Origin of the sequence: Hymenobacter yonginensis (assembly GCF_027625995.1) — a bacterium.
Classification (GTDB): Bacteria; Bacteroidota; Bacteroidia; order Cytophagales; family Hymenobacteraceae; genus Hymenobacter; species Hymenobacter yonginensis.
Genome location: NZ_CP115396.1, coordinates 3,924,070 through 3,943,373 on the forward strand (window position 1 = coordinate 3,924,070; position 19,304 = coordinate 3,943,373).

General features: G+C 65.7%; 14 protein-coding genes. 10 read left to right on the forward strand and 4 right to left on the reverse strand.

Annotation, left to right across the window (positions count from 1 at the left end):
* The first annotated feature begins 88 nt into the window (after window positions 1–88).
* From O9Z63_RS16970 to O9Z63_RS16985, 4 genes are all read left to right on the forward strand, one after another.
* Window positions 89–589, forward strand: a complete 501-nt coding sequence (locus O9Z63_RS16970; RefSeq protein ID WP_270126550.1) for a hypothetical protein — start codon at window positions 89–91, stop codon at window positions 587–589.
* Between the two features lie 86 nt (window positions 590–675).
* Entirely contained in the window at window positions 676–1,377 is a 702-nt protein-coding gene (locus tag O9Z63_RS16975) for a metallophosphoesterase family protein (protein WP_270126552.1), read from the forward strand.
* A 604-nt stretch (window positions 1,378–1,981) separates the two neighbouring features.
* Window positions 1,982–4,483, forward strand: coding sequence for a T9SS type A sorting domain-containing protein (locus O9Z63_RS16980; protein ID WP_270126554.1), 2,502 nt, complete (start codon window positions 1,982–1,984; stop codon window positions 4,481–4,483).
* A 311-nt stretch (window positions 4,484–4,794) separates the two neighbouring features.
* On the forward strand, window positions 4,795–5,853 hold the full coding sequence (locus tag O9Z63_RS16985) for a hypothetical protein (protein ID WP_270126556.1): 1,059 nt from the start codon (window positions 4,795–4,797) through the stop codon (window positions 5,851–5,853).
* Window positions 5,854–5,918: 65 nt separating this feature from the next.
* Here O9Z63_RS16985 and O9Z63_RS16990 read toward each other — a convergent pair whose 3' ends face one another.
* From O9Z63_RS16990 to O9Z63_RS17000, 3 genes are all read right to left on the reverse strand, one after another.
* Window positions 5,919–6,653: a TIGR04283 family arsenosugar biosynthesis glycosyltransferase gene (locus tag O9Z63_RS16990; protein WP_270126557.1), complete on the reverse strand. Its 735-nt coding sequence runs from the start codon at window positions 6,651–6,653 to the stop codon at window positions 5,919–5,921.
* Window positions 6,654–6,805: 152 nt separating this feature from the next.
* A complete protein-coding gene (locus O9Z63_RS16995; RefSeq protein WP_270126558.1) occupies window positions 6,806–7,597 on the reverse strand; it encodes a tetratricopeptide repeat protein in 792 nt (263 codons plus the stop codon).
* Between the two features lie 147 nt (window positions 7,598–7,744).
* Window positions 7,745–8,245, reverse strand: a complete 501-nt coding sequence (locus O9Z63_RS17000; protein WP_270126559.1) for an RNA polymerase sigma factor — start codon at window positions 8,243–8,245, stop codon at window positions 7,745–7,747.
* Between the two features lie 331 nt (window positions 8,246–8,576).
* Between O9Z63_RS17000 and O9Z63_RS17005 the strand changes: the two genes are divergently transcribed.
* From O9Z63_RS17005 to O9Z63_RS17030, 6 genes are all read left to right on the forward strand, one after another.
* Complete coding sequence (locus O9Z63_RS17005; protein ID WP_270126560.1) at window positions 8,577–12,176, forward strand: S8 family serine peptidase; 3,600 nt, start codon at window positions 8,577–8,579, stop codon at window positions 12,174–12,176.
* A gap of 136 nt (window positions 12,177–12,312) precedes the next feature.
* Window positions 12,313–13,707 carry a sensor histidine kinase gene (locus O9Z63_RS17010; RefSeq protein WP_270126561.1) on the forward strand — a complete coding sequence of 465 codons (1,395 nt, stop codon included), beginning with the start codon at window positions 12,313–12,315 and terminating at the stop codon, window positions 13,705–13,707.
* A gap of 184 nt (window positions 13,708–13,891) precedes the next feature.
* Window positions 13,892–15,547: an FAD-dependent oxidoreductase gene (locus O9Z63_RS17015; protein WP_270126562.1), complete on the forward strand. Its 1,656-nt coding sequence runs from the start codon at window positions 13,892–13,894 to the stop codon at window positions 15,545–15,547.
* A gap of 240 nt (window positions 15,548–15,787) precedes the next feature.
* On the forward strand, window positions 15,788–16,633 hold the full coding sequence (locus O9Z63_RS17020; protein WP_270126564.1) for a metallophosphoesterase family protein: 846 nt from the start codon (window positions 15,788–15,790) through the stop codon (window positions 16,631–16,633).
* Window positions 16,633–17,259: a hypothetical protein gene (locus O9Z63_RS17025; protein WP_270126565.1), complete on the forward strand. Its 627-nt coding sequence runs from the start codon at window positions 16,633–16,635 to the stop codon at window positions 17,257–17,259. The genes O9Z63_RS17020 and O9Z63_RS17025 overlap by 1 nt, the downstream gene beginning before the upstream one ends.
* 48 nt (window positions 17,260–17,307) lie before the next feature.
* Window positions 17,308–17,910 (forward strand): hypothetical protein, encoded by a 603-nt coding sequence (locus tag O9Z63_RS17030; protein WP_270126566.1) that lies wholly within the window; start codon window positions 17,308–17,310, stop codon window positions 17,908–17,910.
* A gap of 15 nt (window positions 17,911–17,925) precedes the next feature.
* Here O9Z63_RS17030 and O9Z63_RS17035 read toward each other — a convergent pair whose 3' ends face one another.
* Window positions 17,926–19,302, reverse strand: coding sequence for a lysophospholipid acyltransferase family protein (locus O9Z63_RS17035; RefSeq protein WP_270126567.1), 1,377 nt, complete (start codon window positions 19,300–19,302; stop codon window positions 17,926–17,928).
* Window positions 19,303–19,304 lie beyond the last annotated feature (2 nt).

A 19,304-nucleotide genomic window follows, 5' to 3' on the forward strand; every position in this document is an offset into this window, starting at 1 on the left:
GCAGCGGGCAGGCCAAAGCTAAACCCATATCGGCGAACCGCAGTACACCTAGCTATACCTGACTCCCACCTCAACACCCCGACCTCCCATGGCTACTGACCCGAACAACCGCCCCGTGCGCGTCATCAACGACGATACCACCGAACAGGAAATGAAGGCCGGCCACCGCACGCCTGGCGGCGACCCACCCAAGAACGAGGATGCCCGCGGCGGCTTCGGCAACCGGGAGGGCAAGGAAGGCTACGGCACCGACAGCGGCGCGGGCATTTCGGCCGTATCGGTCAACGAAAACGCCGACCGCACCAGCTCGCCGCCCGACAACATGCGCAGCACCGACGAAGGCCGCCCCGACCGTCCCAACCAAGACCTGCCCGCCGACGAAGACTCAGATCTGGAAGCCCGCCGCCCCGCCGATGAGCTGGACCGCGACGACGCCCGCAGCGGCCCCGATGAAATGTCGGACCCCGACTCCCGGGTAGGCATGGGCCAGATGGAGCGCCCCACCGGCACCAACGCCGACCTCGCCCGCCAGGGTACCAACGCCGACCTCACCGACCCCGACGCCACCGACACGGCCATCGTGCAGTAGTCGCAGCACTTATTGATAGCACTGAAAAGCACCTTTTCCTTCAGAAAAGGTGCTTTTTTGCGTCTTCCTGCTTTTCCGATACCCCTATGGCCCGCTACGCCTCTACCGACCTGCACGGCTGCCTGGCCACCTTCCGGCACCTGCTGGAGCACACGCTGCACCTGCAGCCCACCGACGAGCTCTATCTGCTGGGCGACTACGTCAACAAAGGCCCCGACAGCCGCGGCGTGCTCGACTACCTGATGCAGCTGACCGCCCGCGGCTACCAGATGTACTGCCTGCGCGGCAACCACGACCAGGAGCTGCTCGACGCGGCGCAGGGGCGGCACCAGCTCACCTGGGCCTCTGCCGCCGACCGCCAGCAAACACTGGCCAGCTTCGGCATAGCGCGGCCCGAGGACCTGGCGCCGCGCTACCTGCGCTGGCTGAGCGAGCTGCCGCACCAACTCGATATTCCGGGCTTCACGCTGGTGCACGCCGGCTACGACTTCCGGCTACCACCCGCCCAGATGCGCCACGACTGGCACACCATGCTCAATGTCAAGCAGTTTACCCTGGATACCTCGCGCCTGCAAGGCCGGCGCCTGCTGCACGGCCACGTGCCCACCCCCACCGCCGAGGTGCAGCGCCGCGTGCAGGCCCGGTCCGGCGCTATCGGGCTGGACACGGGCTGCGTGTACCGCCACAACCCGGAGCTGGCCCACTTGGCGGCCCTCAACCTCGACACGTTGGAGCTGACGCTGGTGCCCAACCGCGAAGCGCCGTATACCATAGCCCGCCGCGCCTAGCGGCGGTGTAATCAGCGGCGCGCCCCCGTCTGCCCCAGCCGTTGGTGGGTGGCAGACGGGGGCGCATGTCATTTCCTCAATAGCACTTATCGGTTATCGGGACGAATTATTTTTGCACCATTCCTACCCATCGTTACACCTTTTCCAAATCAAAACAATTCATAATACCATTTTTTACCCACTCATATAAACATCTTTAGCAAAATACATTTCCTGAAAAAATCTATTACATAAAACCTAAACAACTATCACAACGACTTCAAAACGTCATTTTTAACGCTTTAATGGCTTAAACAGCCTACTTCAGCTACAATACCGGAAATGATAATACAAATTTCATTTGTGGCGAATTTGCGCAAATAAATTTCCCCTCTATATTTGACGAATTATATAACACGAAATTCTAACAGAACCAACTCAATTAAACTTTGCAAAGACGCGCCAGTAGCTGAGCGCATCTCTTGCCGGGTTGGGTGTGGACTGTGCGGTACGCCGGCCACAGGCTGGCGGGGTAGGCTGCCCGACTGCAGCCCGGCAACAGACCGGAGCAGGGCGCCGAAGAGGGGTACACGTTTTCTGTCATGTTCGCTTACCAATCAGAGGGATGAAAAGAACACTACTTTCTATGTCGGGCCCGTCGCTGAAGTGCCTGTGGGGCATGGTAGCCGGCTCGTTGCTGCTAGCGGCGCCGGCCTGGGCCGCGGCCCCGGTGGTGAAGACGGTGGGAGCCGCCGGCTCCTACGCCACCATTGCGCAGGCTCTGGCCTCTGTGCCGGCCACCTTGTCGCAGCCAATTGAAATTCAACTGCTTGATGCCAGCTACACCGAAAACGTGCTGATCAATAAGGCCGGCACCGCCACCAATACCATCACCATCCGCCCGGCGGCCGGCGTGGCGGCTGAAATTACCGGCACGCTCACGTTTGGGGCCGGCAGCCGCTACGTGGTCGTGAGCGGCCACAACGGCACCAACGCCCGCACGCTCACGCTGCGCCAGCCGGCCATCAGCCGGGCCACGGTGGTGTTTGAGGACGATGCCGCCGACAACCGCCTCAGCCAGACCCGCGTGCTGGGCAGCTGCCAGCAGCCCGGCCTGGGCGTGGTCACCATCGGCAACGCGGCAACGGCCGGCAACGACCGTAACACGCTCATTGACAACCTGATTGCCAACGCTTCGGCGGCGCTGCCCAAAACGCTGATCTACGCCTTCAACATCGTGCCGGAGGCGCTCAACGAGAGCATCAGCATTACCGACAACGACCTGGCTAACTTCACGGCTTTCGGCCTGCAGGTGCAGAGCGGCAACGGCTCAAACTGGAACATCTCCAACAACGACTTCTTCTACGACCAGGCCACCACGCCCACGTCGATGCAGACGGCCATTGACTTCGAGCCCGGCACGCTGTCCGACAACAACGTCATCAGCGGCAACAGCATCGGGGGGCGCGCCGCGGCGGCCAGCGGCGGCACCTGGGTGAACACCAGCGCCGAGTTCCGGGGCATCGTGGTGGGCTGCGGCAGCGGCATCAGCACCACCATCAGCAACAACCTGGTGAGCAACGTGAGCCTCACCAGCACCACCCAGCCTCTGACGGCGCTGCGCCTGGAGGATGGCCTGACCGCCGTGGCCGGCAACAACGTCACGAACGTAACCAACAGCGGCCAGGGCGGCGTCATCAGCCTCAACTCGCGCACCGACACGGATTTGGTGAACTTCACGGTGGCCAGCGGCCAGATTGTGAACGTGGAGCCGGGCGGCATCCTGACCCTGACCGGCAACCTGCGCAACGACGGCGTGCTGAAAAACGCCGGCGACGTGCTGGTGACCGGCAGCTTCCTGAACAGCGCCTCGGGCACCTACAACCAGACCTCGGGCACGCTGGAAATCAAAGGCGACATGAACAACCAGGGCGGCACGTTTACCAGCGTGGGCGGCCTGGTGAAGCTGACCGGCAGCGGCCCGCAGTTGGTGAGCGGCGGCGTGTATTTCAACCTGGAAATCAACGGCGCCGGCACCAAAACCATCACCAACGATGCCGACATCATCAGCCAGCTCACGCTCACGAGCGGCATTCTGGCCACGGGCCCGCATACGCTGGAGCTGCTGGAACAGGCCAACATCACGGAGTCGGACGCGAGCTACGTGCTGGGCCGGCTGCTGGCCAGCCGCACCGTGCGGGCCAACAACACTGAGCTGTTTGGCGGCCTGGGCCTGGAAATGACGCCCGCCGCCAGCTCCGTGCTGCCCGGCGCAACCGACGTGCTGCGCGTGACGGGCACGGCCGCCAGCGGCTCTAACGGCAACCAAGGCATTAAGCGCTATTACGACGTGACAGCCGCCACCCCCAGCGGCCTGAACCTGAGCCTCGTGATGCACTATTTCACGCACGAGCTCAACGGCATTGCGCCGGCCAACCTGCGCTTCTTTAAATCAACAGACGCCGGGGTGAACTGGCAGCCGCGCGGCATCAGCAGCAGCGGCCCCGGCTACGCCCAGCTCAACGGCGTGGATGGCTTCTCACGCTGGACCCTCGGCGACGTGCAACGGCCGCTGCCGGTGGGCCTGACCTCGCTGCGGGCAGTGCGCCAGGGCCAGCAGGCGCTGGTTTCCTGGACGACGGCCTCCGAAGTCAACAACCGCGGCTTCGAAGTGGAAGTGAGCACCGATGGCCGGCAGTTCCGGGGCCTGGGCTTCGTGCCCGGCCAGGAGGGCCCATCCACCCAGGCCCGCGCCTACCAGTTCCTAGATCGTGAGGCCAACAAGCAGGGCCTGCGCTACTACCGCCTGCGCCAGGAAGACCAGGACGGCAAAACCAGCTACTTCGGCCCTGTTACGGTATCGTTCCAGGAAGCCCAGGCCACGCAGCTGGCCGCCTATCCTACGGCCTTCAGCGGCCGCCTCACCGTGGAGCTAACCACGCCCACCGCCACGCCGGTAGCCTTCTCGCTCACCGACGCCCTGGGCCGGGTGGTCTGGCAGCAAACCCAGCCCATAGCCGCTGGCCTCAGCCAACTGGACTTGGCCCCACAGTGCCCTGCTGGCACCTACACCCTCACGGCCCGCCTCAATGGCACCGTGCTCCGCCAGCGCGTAGTACGCCAGTAGCAACCTGGTTTTCAGGCTGCTCACAGCGCCGCTCCTGCAAGGGCGGCGCTGTTTTTTTGGGGGTATTAGGAGCTGCCGGCCCGATGTAGAGACGCCATACTTTGCGTCTCGTCGCTGAACGACTGGAAGCGCGCTGGCTGAACTACATCAGCAACGACGAGACGCAAAGTATGGCGTCTCTACATCGTCACTATCTTGAAAGAGCCTTGCTTACAGCAACTTATTTTCAGAGTGGCGGCTGAACCGGAAACGGAGGCATGATTCGTGTAGCAGGGGCCGCGGTTATACTTTCTACTCCTTACTTCCTGGTTATGCCTGCTTCCTACGCCTCTGCCGACGTGTTGCCGCGGCCCCATTTGCCCCATCCTGCGGCCCTGCCGGCCCCGCGTCGCAAGCGGGCCTGGGTGAAGGAACGGGCGTTTCTGGTGCAGAACATCGTGCGCGGCAACGTGCTGCACAACACCGGCGGGGCGCTGCACGTGATGCGCCTGCTCACGCTGCACAAGATGCCCGCCGGCCTGCTCGGCCCCGAGCACCCCTGGGTGACAGGCCAGATGCCCGCCGGCCAGGGCGCCGTGTGGCCCCGCAACGTGGTGTTCCGGACGGAGCCCGCCACCAACTGGGCCCAGCCCGACTACACCCCGGAGCCCGACGACATCATCGCCGGCAAGGTGGGCAAGTTTCTGGCCACGATGGTCAGCAAATCGGTGCCGACGCCGGAGATTCCGCACGGCACGCGCCGTCGCATGCCCCACGCCATCAACTACCTGCACGGCGCCGTGCACTACAACGGCCTCACGCTGCTGTTCAACCACTTCGCCGAAGCCCTGCAGTACCTCGCCGACCCACGCTTCCGCCGGGAGCTGCGCCGCCTGATCCGCACGGAGCACCGCGAAGTGACGCTGGTATTCCGGGAGCGAAACTACGACCCCGTGGAATACGCCTATTTCTCGGCTTTCGTGATGTCACACCTGCCGTGGTTTGCCAACGTGAATGGGGCCCAACGCCGCGTCATGTGGGGCAACCCCTCGCCTTACCCGGCCGTGAACATCATCAACGGCAACTGGGTGGCCGACACCGAGCGCCTGCGCCACGGCGACACCCACAGCATCGTGCGGGAGCCCGTAGTGCCGGGCCTCTACTTCCAGGGCGACTACGGCGTGCCCACCCGCGGCGCCAACCGCCTCGAAAAAACCCACGCCTTCCTCATCAACAACTGGGTGCGGCGGCGCGGCTTCCGCGGCGGCCTCTACTTCGTAGACCGGCGCAAGATTGAAGCCGAGCGCTACCGCCAGTACCAGGCCACCGGCGGCCAGAACTTCGCTGGCAATGAGCTGATTGAAAACCCGCTGCGGCGTCGTACCAAGTAATGAGGTGATGAGGTGATGGGGTGAAAAGTAGCACGTCATAACCCACATCACTTCATCACCCAATCTCACACCTTATCCTGCCGGATCAACTTTCGGTACACCTGCACCATGCGCTGCTGCGACATGCCGAGGCGGTACATGGCCGTGATGAGGTAGTAGATGCCCTGCAGCCGCCACACGCCGTTTTCGCGGTATTTGCGGGCTGAGGTGACGATGTAGTGCGGCAGCACCCGTAGCGGCGCCACTTGGCGCAGGCGGCGCGTAATTTCCTGATCCTCAAACACCACCATATCCTCGCGGTAGCCCCCAGCCTGCCCGAATACGTCGCGCCGCACAAACAGGCTCTGGTCGCCGAAGCGGAAAACCTCTTGCGGAAAGCGGGTGAACCAGGCATTCAGGGCCAGAAACCAGCTGGGATGGTCGAAGCGCAGGCGGTAGCCGCCGCAGCCCGCGCCCCCCGCCACCGCCGCCCGGATGTGCGCGGTAAAGCCGGCCGGCGGGTAGGTATCGGCGTGCAGGAAATACAGGATGCTGCCCGTAGCAGCTGCGGCCCCGAAGTTCAGCTGGGCGGCCCGGCCCTTGCGTGGGCACAGCAGCACCTGGGCCCCGGCGGCGGCGGCTTCGGCGGCCGTGGCATCGGGGCTGTGGCCGTCTATCACCAGCAGCTCCAGCGCTTCATCGGTTCCGGCAGCTTCGTGTAGGTGGCGCAGCAGCGGCCCGATGTGGCCGGCTTCCTTGTATGTAGGAATGATGATGCTGATAAGCGCCGGCCCGGTTGCCGCAACAGGAGCAGGAGTCATGCGCACGTCAGGAAGTATTTAGTAGGGAGTAATGAGTAGTAAGAATGGGGTAGTGAGCAGTAGAAAATACTGGAACACTCTCATACTGCTCCTTATGAGACACTTACTACTCTGTATTGTCTACTCAATACTATCTACTCCACACCAAATACTCACTTGCTATTCAGCACGTTGGCTTGCAGCACGGCTTTGGCGTCGAGGCGGTAGGGGTTGCGAGGGTTCTGGGCTACGGCCTGCAGAGTGGTGCGGGCCTGCGGCAGCTGGCCGGTGCGCCACTGCGCCATCCCCAATTGATACTGCGCCTTGGCGGCCAGCGCCGAGCCTGGCTGCCGGCTGGCCCGCAGCAGATAGGGGCGGGCGGCGGCAGCCTCATCCTGGCGCAGCAGCGTGACGCCGGTGTAGTAGAGCAGGGTGTCGGGGCCGAGGCTGTTTTCGGAGATGCGGCGCAGCGAGTGCAACGCGGCGGGGTAGTGGCCGTCGCGGTACTGCTGCATGGCTTCGCGCAGAAACGGGTTACCGACGCGCTGGGCGGCGGCTTCCGTCAGGCCCGGATCGGGCGTGTAGTAGCGGGTCCAGGCCTCCTCGGCGCTGATGGCGTGCGGGCGCAGCAGCAGCCACAGCCCTACGCCCAGCAGCAGCAGCAGCAGCAGCACGCCGCCGGCCACGCCCCAGCGCACCTGCTGGCGGCGGCGGCGGCGCTGCACGCGCTGCAGCGCATGCTGGCGCTGGTCGAGGCGCTTGTCGAGGCCGGCGAGGCGGTGGCGCAGGGTTTCGTGGCCGGCCACCCAGCGCAGGTCGGCCGTAAACCGCTCGTAACGCTCGTAAGCCGTGCTGAGCTGCTCGTCCTGCTCCAGACGCAGCTCAAAGGCTTCCTGCTCGCTATCCGACATCTGCCCATCGGCAAAGCGTTCCAGCTCATCGAGGTAGGGGCGCAGGTCAGGCATATATTTTTTAGGGCTTAGGGAGTAGGGCTTGGGGAATAGGTCTTGCTTGGTGCTTAGTGCGTTGGGCTTGGCATTTAGGAGCTCGATTGGTGCTTAGGAACGGAGTACCTAGGTGTATTGAACGTCCTAAGCCCTAAGCACCATTCCCTAAGCACTATCCTTAAGGCTGAGTTCGTAGAGGCGGCGCAGGCAGTTGGCTTTCTGCAGGCGGGCCACGGTGGCGTTGGCGAAGCCCATCTTGCCGGCTACTTTCTCAAAATTGTAGCCCCGGAAGTAGAAGAACATGAGCACCTGCTGGCAGTCGGAGCTGAGCTGCCCGAACAACCCCAGCAGCCGGCGGCGCCGGCCGGCTTCGGCGGCGGGCAGCACCTCGGTAGCGGGGCGGGCGGTTTGCAGCTCCTGCACGGCCATGCCGTAGACGTGGGCCCGCAAATCGGGTGGGAGCTTGGTGAGGCGGCCGTCGGCTACCTGGTCGTAGAACTCTACCAGCACGGTGCGCAGCAGCTCGTGGGCCGCAGGCGGCTCCAGCTGGTGCTGCCGCCGGGCCCAGCGCGCGAACAGGTCGCGGTTTTCCTGGTAGAAAGTTATCAGAAACGACTGGTTGCCAACGCGCAGATGGGTCAGGGTTTCGGCTAAAGGCTGATTCACGGGGCCAGAGCAACAAAGACGAAATACGGCCCCGGCCGGCAGCAGCCTGCCCGGGCGGAACAAGATAACGCAGAAAGTTGGCTTGCGGGCTATTCGGGCCACCTCACCCACGCAAACCGCCACGCAAACCGCCGCCCGCCCGGGTCCTTGGCCGGCGCCGCGTGGTGCCCCCCGCGGCGCCGGCCGAGGATCCGGTGCCTGCCAGCCGAACCCGGCCATAATTTTATCGGCCGCACAGGCGGCACTCTATATCAGACATACAATCAGCTGTGTATCTTCCCGCTGACTTCATCCTTTCTTCATCTGATTCCACTTCTACCCTATTTCCTGCATGAAACACCTCTCCTCTCTGGGGCTGGCCGCGGCCCTGAGCCTGGCGCCGCTGCTGGCGCAGGCCCAGGCTACGCAACCGGCCAGCCGCTACACGCTGCGCCTAGCCAGCGGCCCCGTAACGCCCGCCGCCAACTTCGCCGACTGGCTGCGGCAGCCCGCCACCACTGCCCCCACCGATGCCTGGCAGGGCCAAGTGTTCCGGGTGCTGCAGTTTGAGCAGCTGCCCACCGAGGCGCAGAAAGCCAGTTTAGCCGCGGCCGGCGTGCGCCTGCTCGACTACCTGCCCCGCAACGCCTGGACCGCCGCCCTGCCCGCCAACCTGCCGCACCAGCGCCTGAGCGGCGTGGGCTTGCGCAGCGTGCAGCCCGTGGCGCCCACCTGGAAACTGGCCGGCGACCTGGCCCGCAACACCATTCCGGCCCACATGCGGCGGTCCGGCGGGCTGGTGGAAGTGAACGTGCAGTACTACGCCACGCTCACGCCCAACCAAGCCGCCCAGGCGTTGCGCCAAAGCGGATTTCAGGAGGCCGGCAAGCCGATGTTTGGGCAGCAGCTGCGGGTGCTGTGCCGCGAGGCCGACATTGCCCGGGTGGCCGCGCTGCCCTGGGTGAGTGCCGTGGAGCCCGCCACGCCGCCCGCTGAGCCCGAGAACTTCCGGGGCCGCACCGACCACCGCGCCAACGCCATCAGCACCGACTACGGCGCCGGCCGCCACTACGACGGGCGCGGCGTGACCGTGGGCCACGGCGACGACGGCCGCATCGGGCCGCACATCGACTACCAGGGCCGCTTCGACCAGAGCGCGGCCGGCGCTAGCGGCGGCAACCACGGCGACCATGTGGCCGGCATCATCATGGGGGCCGGCAACGCCGACCCACGGGTGCGCGGCAACGCTACGGGCGCTTTCAACCAGTACTTCTCCTATCCCGGCAACCTCACCAACACCCCCGCGGCCTACGCTGGCGCCCGCAAGATGCGCGTGACCAACTCCAGCTACGGCGACGGCAACAACACCGGCTACACCAGCTTCACGCGCACCGTGGACCAGCAGACGCGCCAGCGGCCCTACCTGCTACACGTGTTTTCGTCGGGCAACTCCGGCACCTCTGACTTCGGCTACGGGGCCGGTGTGGGCTGGGGCACCATCACGGGCGGCCACAAGATGGGCAAGAACGTGATTACCGTGGGCAACGTGACGTACACCGACGCGCTGGCCAGTTCCAGCAGCCGCGGGCCGGCCAAGGACGGCCGCATCAAGCCCGACGTGTGCGCCGTGGGCACCAGCGTTACTTCCACCGTCGACCCCAACACCTACGCTGTATTTACGGGCACCAGCATGGCGGCGCCCGGCGTGGCCGGCGTCACGGCCCAGCTGGTGCAGGCCTACCGCAGCCTTAACAACCAGCAGGAAGCGCCCGGCGCCCTGCTGAAAGCGGCCCTGATGAACACCGCCGAAGACCTCGGCAACCCCGGTCCCGACTTCCGCTTCGGCTACGGCCGCGTGAATGCGCTGCGGGCCGTGCGCGTGCTGGAGCAGCGCACTTATCTGAAAGACTCCCTGACGACGGGCCAGGCCCGCACCCACACCATTGCGGTGCCGGCCGGCAAGAAGGAGCTGCGCGTGATGGTGTACTGGCACGATTACGAGGGCGCCATCAACTCCACCGAAAACCTCATCAACGACCTGAATATGCAGGTGGCTCTGCCCGGCGGCACCATCTACCAGCCCTGGGTGCTCGACCACCGGCCCACCGCGGCCCAGCTCAATGCCAACGCCGTGCGCGGCCTCGACTCGCTGAACAACGTGGAGCAGGTGACCGTGGCCGAGCCCGCCGCCGGCACCTACACCGTGACCGTGCGCGGCGCGGCCGTGCCCCAGGGCCCCCAGACCTACTACCTGGTGTATAGCTACCTCGAAGACGGCGTGGAGCTGACCTACCCGCTGGGCGGGGAAGGCTTCGTGCCCGGCGAAAACGAAGTAATCCGCTGGGATGCCCCGGCCGGCTCCGGCACGTTTGCGCTGGACTACAGCACCGACAACGGCACCACCTGGCTCCCGATTTCCGCCACCGTCGCCGCCACCGCCCGCCACTTCGACTGGACGGTGCCGGCCGGCGTGGCCTCGGGCCGCGTGAAAGTGCGCGTAACGCGCGGCACGGCCAGCAGCCAGTCGGTGGCGCCGCTCACCGTATCGGCGGTGCCCGGCAACCTACGCCTGGGCTACGTGTGCCAGAACGAGGTGAAGCTGCAGTGGGATACACTGGCTACGGCCTCGGCCTACATTGTATATAAGCTGGGCGCCGAGTACATGGATTCGGTGACGACCGTGACGCGCACTTCCGTGATTCTGCCGGGCCTGGGCTACGGCGCCGAGCAGTGGTACGCGGTGCGCGCCATCCGGGCCTCCGATGGGCTGCGCAGCCGCCGCACCCGCGCCCTCAACCAGCCGGCGCGCATCTTCAACTGCCCCGGCCCGCCCCTCATTGCGTTTGAAGCCAGCCGCACGCTGGTCTGCCCCGGCGTGCCCATCACGCTCACCGACCAGAGCCAGTCGTTCCCAACCAGCTGGACGTGGTCGGTTTCGCCCAGCGCGGGCGTCACGTTTGTGGGCGGCACCAGCGCCAGCTCGCAGAATCCGCAGCTGCAGTTTGCCACGCCCGGCACCTACAGCGTTACGCTGCTGGCCAGCAACAGCTACGGCCCCACCACGGCCACCCGGCCGGCCCTCATCACCGTGACTACTGGCGACCCGCTGCCCGTGGTGCAGAACTTCCGCACCAGCACCTTCCCGCCCGCCGGCTGGCAGGTGGTCAACCCCAGCGCCACGTCCAGTTTCCGCTGGCAGCTGAGCGGCTCTATCCTCCCGGGCCCCGACTCGGTGGCGCGGCCCGTGCCCATGGCCAACGACTACGCCAACGCGGCCCGCGGCGCCGAAGACTATCTGATTACGCCCCCGCTGAACCTGAGCACGGTGCCCGCCACCGCCAACACCGTCCGCCTGACGTTCTGGGTGGCGTATGCGGCCTACAGCGCGGCCTACTTTGATGGTATCCGGGTGGATATGAGCACCGACTGCGGCGCCACATTCCAGCCCACGGGCTACCTGAAGCGCGGCACGGCCCTGGCCACAGTGCCCGGCTTCGACACCAACGAGTGGGAGCCTTCCCGCCCTGCCGACTGGCGCCAGGAAACCGTGGACCTGCCCGGCCTGCTGACGGCCGGCGGCACGCGTCCGGCCAACGTGCTGGTGCGCTTCGCCAACCTCAACGACTACGGCAACAACCTGTACCTGACCAATGTGCGCCTGCGCGCCCTGCAGGTGCTGGGCAATGCCAGCCGCCAGGCCAACCTGGGCTTGCTGAGCGCCTATCCGGTGCCTTTCTCGCAGGAGCTGACGGTGCAGCTGGCCCCCACCAAAGCCGGTGCCGCCACGCTGCAGCTGCTCGACGCCCTGGGCCGCACCGTGCGCGAAGAAGCCGTGCTGCTGCGCGCTGGCGCCCAGCAGCACACGCTGGCCACCGGCAGCCTGCCGGCCGGCGTGTACACGCTGCGCCTGCGCACCAGCGCCGGCACCCAGCAGCTGAAAGTGGTGAAGTAACGACGTTCGGCTTCCCGTAAAGTAATCCGCGCGTTAGCGCGTCTGCCGGAAAGCGCCTCCCGTCTGGGGGGCGCTTTCTTTGTTGAAGAATAGTCGGGAACTTGCCTGCCTGCTTCGCTTTTCCCCCTGTACTGCCATGGCTGCCGACCTGACCCCTGCCGATTTCTCCGTAGTGCCGACGCTGGAGGGCCTGCCCGCTGCTGTGCTCGACTGGCTGCTCACCCACGGCGAGCGGCGCGAGTTTGCCCCCAACGAAACCGTGGTGGAGCCCGGCATGCCCGCCGAGCTGATGCTGGTGCTACTCCAGGGCAGCCTGCAGTTCTACGTGGTGCGCAACGGCCAGCCCGAGCCCGCCTTCCGCCTCGATACTGGCCAAATCAGCGGGGTGCTGCCCTACTCGCGCATGCAGACCATCAAGGCGCGGGGCGTGGCCGTGGGGCCGTTGGTGGTTTACACCCTGCACCGCGACCTGTTTCCGGAACTGGAGCAGGTAAGCCCCGAGCTGGTGCAGCGGCTGGTGGCTCTGATGAGCGACCGGGCCCGCCTGGAAGCCCGCGGCCAGGAGCGCGACGACAAGCTACGGGCCCTGGGCAAGCTCTCGGCGGGTTTGGCGCACGAGCTCAACAACCCCGCCGCCGCCATCGTGCGGGCTGCCGAAGCCCTCAACCAGCACCTGCGCGCCTCGCCCACGCTGATGCGCGACCTGCTGCAGCACTGCCCCGACCCCGCCGCCCTCGACCGCCTCACCGCCCTCGCCTTGGCCCCAACTGCCGACGGCCCACCTCTCTCCGGCCTGGCCCGCGCCGACCGCGAAGACGAACTGCTGAGCTGGCTGGACGAGCAGCAGGTGCCCGACCCATATGCGCTGGTGGAAGGCCTGCTGAACGCGGGCCTCACCGCAACGCAGCTGACCGAAGCGGTGGCCGGCCTGCCGCCCACCGCCCGCCCGGCCGCGCTGGCCTGGCTGGAAGCCAAGCTGGCCTCCCTGCGCCTCGTGCACGACGTGCAGGAAGCCGGCGGCCGCATCAGCACACTGGTGCACAACGTGAAAACCTACTCCCACATGGACCGCGCCGCCGACTTCGCGCCCCTGGACGTACACGCCGGCCTCGACAGCACCGTGAATATGCTGGGCTTCGCGCTGCGCGAAAAGAACATCCAGCTCCGGCGCGACTACGCCCCTGGCCTGCCGCTGGTGCGCGGGCAGGTCAGCAGCCTCAACCAGGTCTGGACCAACCTGCTCGACAACGCCATTTCCGCTTTGCCACCGGGCGGCGAAATCACGCTCCGTACGCTGCTGGAAGGTGACTTCGTGCGGGTGTTCATCATCGACAACGGGCCCGGCATTCCGCCCGAGATTCTGCCGCGGGTGCTGGAGCCGTTCTTCACCACCAAGCCGGCCGGCGAAGGCTCCGGCCTGGGCCTCGATATTGCGCTGCGTACCGTAGAAACCCACGGCGGCAAGCTGGAAGTAAGCTCCGAGCCCGGCCATACCGAGTTCTGCGTATGGCTGCCGGCGCAGAGTAGCTGAGTAGGGGAGTAACTGAGTAAGTTATTCAGCACCGCTACTCGTTTTTTTCCCCTGTTGCGCAGCAGGCCGGTAGCGCGAACTTTGCCGGCACTGCCCCAACCATTCTACCGACGCGGGGCCGCGAACTACAAAGTTTGCGCTGCCGGCCACTACTCCGTTTCTCCACTACTCAGCTACACACCACATGGACAAGAAACCGATTATTCTGACCGTGGACGATGATGCGCAGGTGCTCAATGCCATCGACCGGGATTTGCGGGCCGAGTTCCGGCAGGACTACCGGATTCTGCGGGCAGCTTCGGGTGAGGAGGCCCTGGAAACCCTGCGCGAGCTGCTGGCCCGCGAAGAGGAAGTGGCCCTGATTCTGGCCGACCAGCGCATGCCCGGCTTGGAAGGCGTGGAGCTGCTGGCCGAAGCCCGCACCCTGTTTCCGGACGCCAAGCGGGTGCTGCTCACAGCCTACGCCGACACCGAAGCCGCCATCCGGGCCATCAACAACGCCCGCCTCGACCACTACCTGATGAAGCCCTGGGACCCACCCCAGCAGCTGCTCTACCCCACCCTGCACGATTTGCTGGGAGCCTGGCAGGCCACGCACCGGCCGCGCTTCAAGGGCGTGCGCCTAGTGGGGTTCCAATGGTCGCCGCTCTCGCACGACCTCAAAGACTTTCTGGCCGGCTACATGGTGGCGTATCAGTGGCTGGATTTCGAAACCAACCCCGACGCCCAGGCCCTGCTTTCAGCCAAAGGCCTAGCCGCCGCCGACCTGCCCGTGGTAGTGCTGGAAGACGGCACCGCTCTGGCCCGGCCCACCGCCACCGAGGTAGCCACCCACATCGGCCTCACCACCCAGGCCACCCAGGAACTGTACGATGTGGTGGTCATCGGGGCCGGGCCGTCGGGGCTGGCGGCGGCGGTGTACGGCGCTTCCGAGGGCCTGAAAACGCTCATCATCGAACGCCAAACCCCTGGCGGACAAGCCGGAACCTCATCCCGCATTGAAAACTACCTGGGCTTCCCAACGGGGCTGAGTGGGGCCGAGCTGGCGCACCGGGCCTGGGCCCAGGCCGTGCGCCTCGGGGCCGAGTTGCTGGCACCGCGTGAGGTGACCGAGCTGTGCGTGCAGGACGGCTACAAAGTCCTCACCCTCAGCGACGGCAGCACCGTGCGCACCCGCGCCGTGGTGCTTACCACCGGCGTCAGCTACCGCACCCTGGAGGTGCCCGGCATGCACCGCCTGAGCGGGGCCGGCGTGTACTACGGCGCCGCCCGCACCGAGGCCCGCTCCTGCGACGAGCAGGACGTGTACATCGTGGGCGGCGGCAACTCGGCGGGGCAGGCGGCCATGTATTTGGCCACGTATGCCCGGCGAGTGGGCATCGTCATCCGGGGCGAGAGCCTGGCGGCGTCGATGTCGGCGTATCTGATTGAGCAGATTGCCCATACGCCCAACATCGAGATTCTGCCCTTCACGGAGGTGGCCGAAGTATGCGGACAGGATCATCTGGAAGCCGTGGTGCTGAAAAGCCGCGGCGAGCTGCGGCAGGTGCCGGCCCGGGCGCTGTTCGTGTTTATCGGGGCCAAGCCCAGCACCGAGTGGGTGTGCCAGACGGTGCTCTGCGACGGCAAAGGCTTCCTGCTGACCGGCCGCGACCTGGTGACGGACCCGCGCTACGCCACCGCCTGGAAGCACCCGCGTGAGCCTTACCTGCTGGAAACCTGCGTGCCGGGCGTTTTCGCGGCCGGCGACAGCCGGGCCGGGGCCATGGCCCGGGTGGCCTCGGCGGTGGGCGAAGGCAGCATGGCTATCAAGTTCGTGCACCAGTATCTCGACGAATAGCGGCCGGATCTGACGGGGCAGGGGTCGGAAACCGAAGATTTCTTTGGTTCGGCCGCAGGCCACGTTTTAGGCCCGCGCAGCCCCGCCAAACGCCCCCGGCCGGAAACGCGCCGGCGACAACAGGCCCTTTCCGGGGTTTCAGGTGGGAATATTGAAAACCACCGGGCTGCCCATACAGTATATGCACTTCGGCGCCACTGGCGCGCCGCTGTGCTGTTTTGTCTGTGTGGACGCTTTTTTATGGCCCCTTCTTCTACCTTCTCTTCCTGGCGGCGCCTGTGCCTTGCGGCGGCGGCCTCCGTGCTGTTCAGCGGCTGCGAGCTGCTGGAATTCAGCCCCAACGATTTTCGCGGGCCTGAATCCCTGACCAACCTCACCCAGAAAAACCTCGACAAGCTGGCCGCAAAGCCACTGCCGCCCGGCGACACCCTGCGCTTTGTGTTCACCGGCGACTCGCAGCGTTTCTACAACGAGGTGGAGGCACTGGTGGCCAGCGTCAACCAACAGCCGGGCGTGTCGCTGATGGTGGTGGCCGGCGACATTTCCGACTTCGGACTGGCCCGCGAGATGCGCTGGGTGGCCGAGCGCCTCAACCGCCTCACCATTCCCTACCTCACCGTTATCGGCAACCACGACCAGGTGGGCAACGGCCGCGCCTCCTACCAGCAGATCTATGGCCCGCTGAACTACTCGTTTGTGTACGGCGACACCAAGTTTGTCTTCGTGGACACCAACAGCCGCGAGTACAACTTCAATGGCCGGATTCCGGACGTGCCGTGGCTGCAAGCCCAGGTGCAAAACCTGCAGGGCGCCCGCCGGCAGGTGGTGATGTCGCACGTGCCGCCCCAGGACAGCGACTTCGACCAGAGCCTGACGCCCGCCTATACCCGCACCCTGGCCGAAGCCCCCAAGCTGGCGTTTGAGCTGAACGGCCACCGCCACAGCTCCAGCATCGGCCAGCCCTTCGAGGACGGCGTGACCTACATCAACTCGGCCTCCTTCGAGCGCAACGAGTACCTGATTGTGACGCTCTGGAACGACGCCAACGACGAGCCGCAGTTCCGGCTGAAAAAAGTAAGCTTCTGATGCGCCACCTGCTTCTTCCGCTGCTGAGTGCCACGCTGCTGGCAGGCCCCGCCCTGGCCCAGACCTCACCTGACACGCCCAATCCCGACGCCGTGGCGCCGCACCCCTGGTTCCGGCCCCGCCACCTGATTCTGCAGACGGCCGGCGGCATGGGCATGGTGGCCGGCGGCGTGGGCTACAGCTTCCTGCGCGACCGGACGGAAGCCGATGTGCTGGTGGGCTACGTGCCCAAAAAGCACGCCGGCTCGACCCTGTCCATTGCCACGCTCAAGCTGCTGTACACGCCTTACACCGTGCCGCTGGGCGAGAAGCTGGAGTTGCGTCCGCTCACGTTTGGGCCCTACGTCAGCTACACGCACGGCATTGTCAATGATGGAGAGGAAGACCAGTACACCAAAGGGTACTACTGGTTTTCCAGAAACACCCGTGTGGGTGTAGTGCTGGGTGGACGGCTCACCTACAAACGCCCTACGTTGCCTTCTGGCCGCTCGCACCGGGTGTCGGCGTACTACGAGCTGGGCACCAACGACCTGTACGTGGTCAGCTACTTCTCCAACGGCAACTTCCGCTCCCTGAGTCCAATGGATATCCTCACGCTGGGGTTGGGCCTCAAGGCTGAGTTTTAGCGCTGCCGTTCCGGTGGCTTTCCTTCTTTCTGACGCGGTTCCTGCTGTATGCGGCCACTCGTTTGCTTGGGTCTGATGAGTGTGCTGAGCGGCGCGGCCCGCGCCCAGACTGGCCCCGACTTCGGCCGGCACCGGGGTGTGCCGGTGTTTGTGAGCGTGCAGATCGGGGGTGGGGCGGGCATGGTGGCGGTGGGCGGCGGCGTGCGGCTGGCGCACCAGCGCCTGGAGCCGGAGGTGCTGGTGGGGCGCGTTCCCAAGCGCTACAGTGGCTCGCCGCTCACCATCTTCACTTTCAAAACCACCTACGTGCCGCTGCGCGAAACTCTGGGGCCGCACTGGCAGATGGGCGGCGGGCTGGGCGGCTTCATCAACTACACCCACGGCGCCACGCTGCTCAACAGCAAGGACCCCCGCAAATACCCCGACGGCTACTACTGGTTTTCGACGCGGGTGCGCACCGGCCTCTACGTGGCTCCGCGCCTCAGCTACGCCGGGCGCCCTTCCACGCAGCACCCCCATCCGCCCGGCCTGACGGCCTACGCCGAGTTGGGCACCAACGACCTGTACTTTCTCAGCCGCGTCACCAACCGGAATTCGCCCACGCTGCGCAACATCCTCACGCTGGGCTTCGGCTCGAAAGTGAGCTGGTAATGCCGGAGTGGGCGGTTAGCCTCGCACCCCGGCCAGATACGCTTCGCGGGCTTCGTTGAGCAGGCGCAGGATGGTGGCGCGCTGGCGCAGCAGGCTCTCCAGTTGGGGCCGCTGCTGCCGGAACAGCCGCAACGCCCGCAGCCGCCGCAGCCGGCCGGCCAACTTGTTGGCGTAGTACAGGGCGTAGAAACCGGCGGGCGCCAGGCTCAGGCCGTAGAGCAGCGTCCAGCGCCAGTCCTGAGTGAAGTGGTGTACCAGCGCAATCTGGGCGGCATAGCCGACACTGAACGTAATCATGCCCACCACCAGCATGATGGGCGCCACAAACTCCACCTCCTTAGTGGCGCGCTTGGCCACCATGGAAGGCAGCTTGTAGGGCAGGTAGTTGTTGACAACCCCGTACAAATACACGGGCAGGCCCAGCACCAGCTTCAGGCCCGCCACTACGGCCCGCGAGGTGCGGGTGTCGGGGCGGCCGGTGCGCTCCAGGGCTTCGTCGGAGAGGCCGAGGCGCTTGAGGTCAGCGAGGTAGGCGGTCAGCTTTTCGCGCACCTCGCCCAGGTGGTCGGGGTCGTGCTTCTCGAAGTAGGCCACGGCCTGCAGCAGGGTGCGGCTGAGCTGGAAGTTGTCGTAGAGCGTGCGCGGGTCGTCGTCGATGAGGTGGCCGGTGAAGGTGCGCTCCAGCTGCTGCACCAGCTCGTCCTCGGCCGCGTCGCGGGTGATAACGAGGTGCTGCTCCAGCTGCCGCCGGATGTCTTCGGTGAGCTGGTCGGCGGCGGCAGTGGGGTCCTGGCGGTAGGCGTCGGCGTAGTCGGCCACCCGGATGGGCGGGGCCACGTTCACCAGCACGTCAGATCGGAAACGCTGGGGGTCGAAGTAGTTGATGCCCACTGGCAGCACCTGCAGCCCCAGCGTGAAGTTGTGCCGTGCCTCTGCGCCCAGCGCAATGCGGGCCGCGCCGGTTTTGAGGGGCCGCAGGCGCCGCTCGCTCACGCTGGTGCCTTCCGGAAAAATCATGACCGTGCCGCCGCGCCCCAGGTAATCGTAGCACTTGCCGAAAGTGGCCTCGTTCTGGGCTTCCAGCTGCTCGGGCGTGGTGGCTTCGGCGCCGCTTTCCAGGTCCTGGCGGCGGTAAATCGGGATGGAGTTACCGGACGTGAGCAGCGCCCGCGACACCGGATTCTTGAAAAAGGTGCTCTTAGCCAGAAACGCAATGGCCTGACGGCGGTTGGCGGCCACCACCAGCGGGTCCATAAGCGTGTTGGGGTGGTTGCTCACCATCAGCAGCGGCCCCGAGGTCTGGAGCCGGTCGCGGTGGCGAATTTCGAGGCGGCGAAAGAATACGCGCAGGGCCACCTGCACGAGGGGCTTCATGACGGTGTAGAAGAGCATAG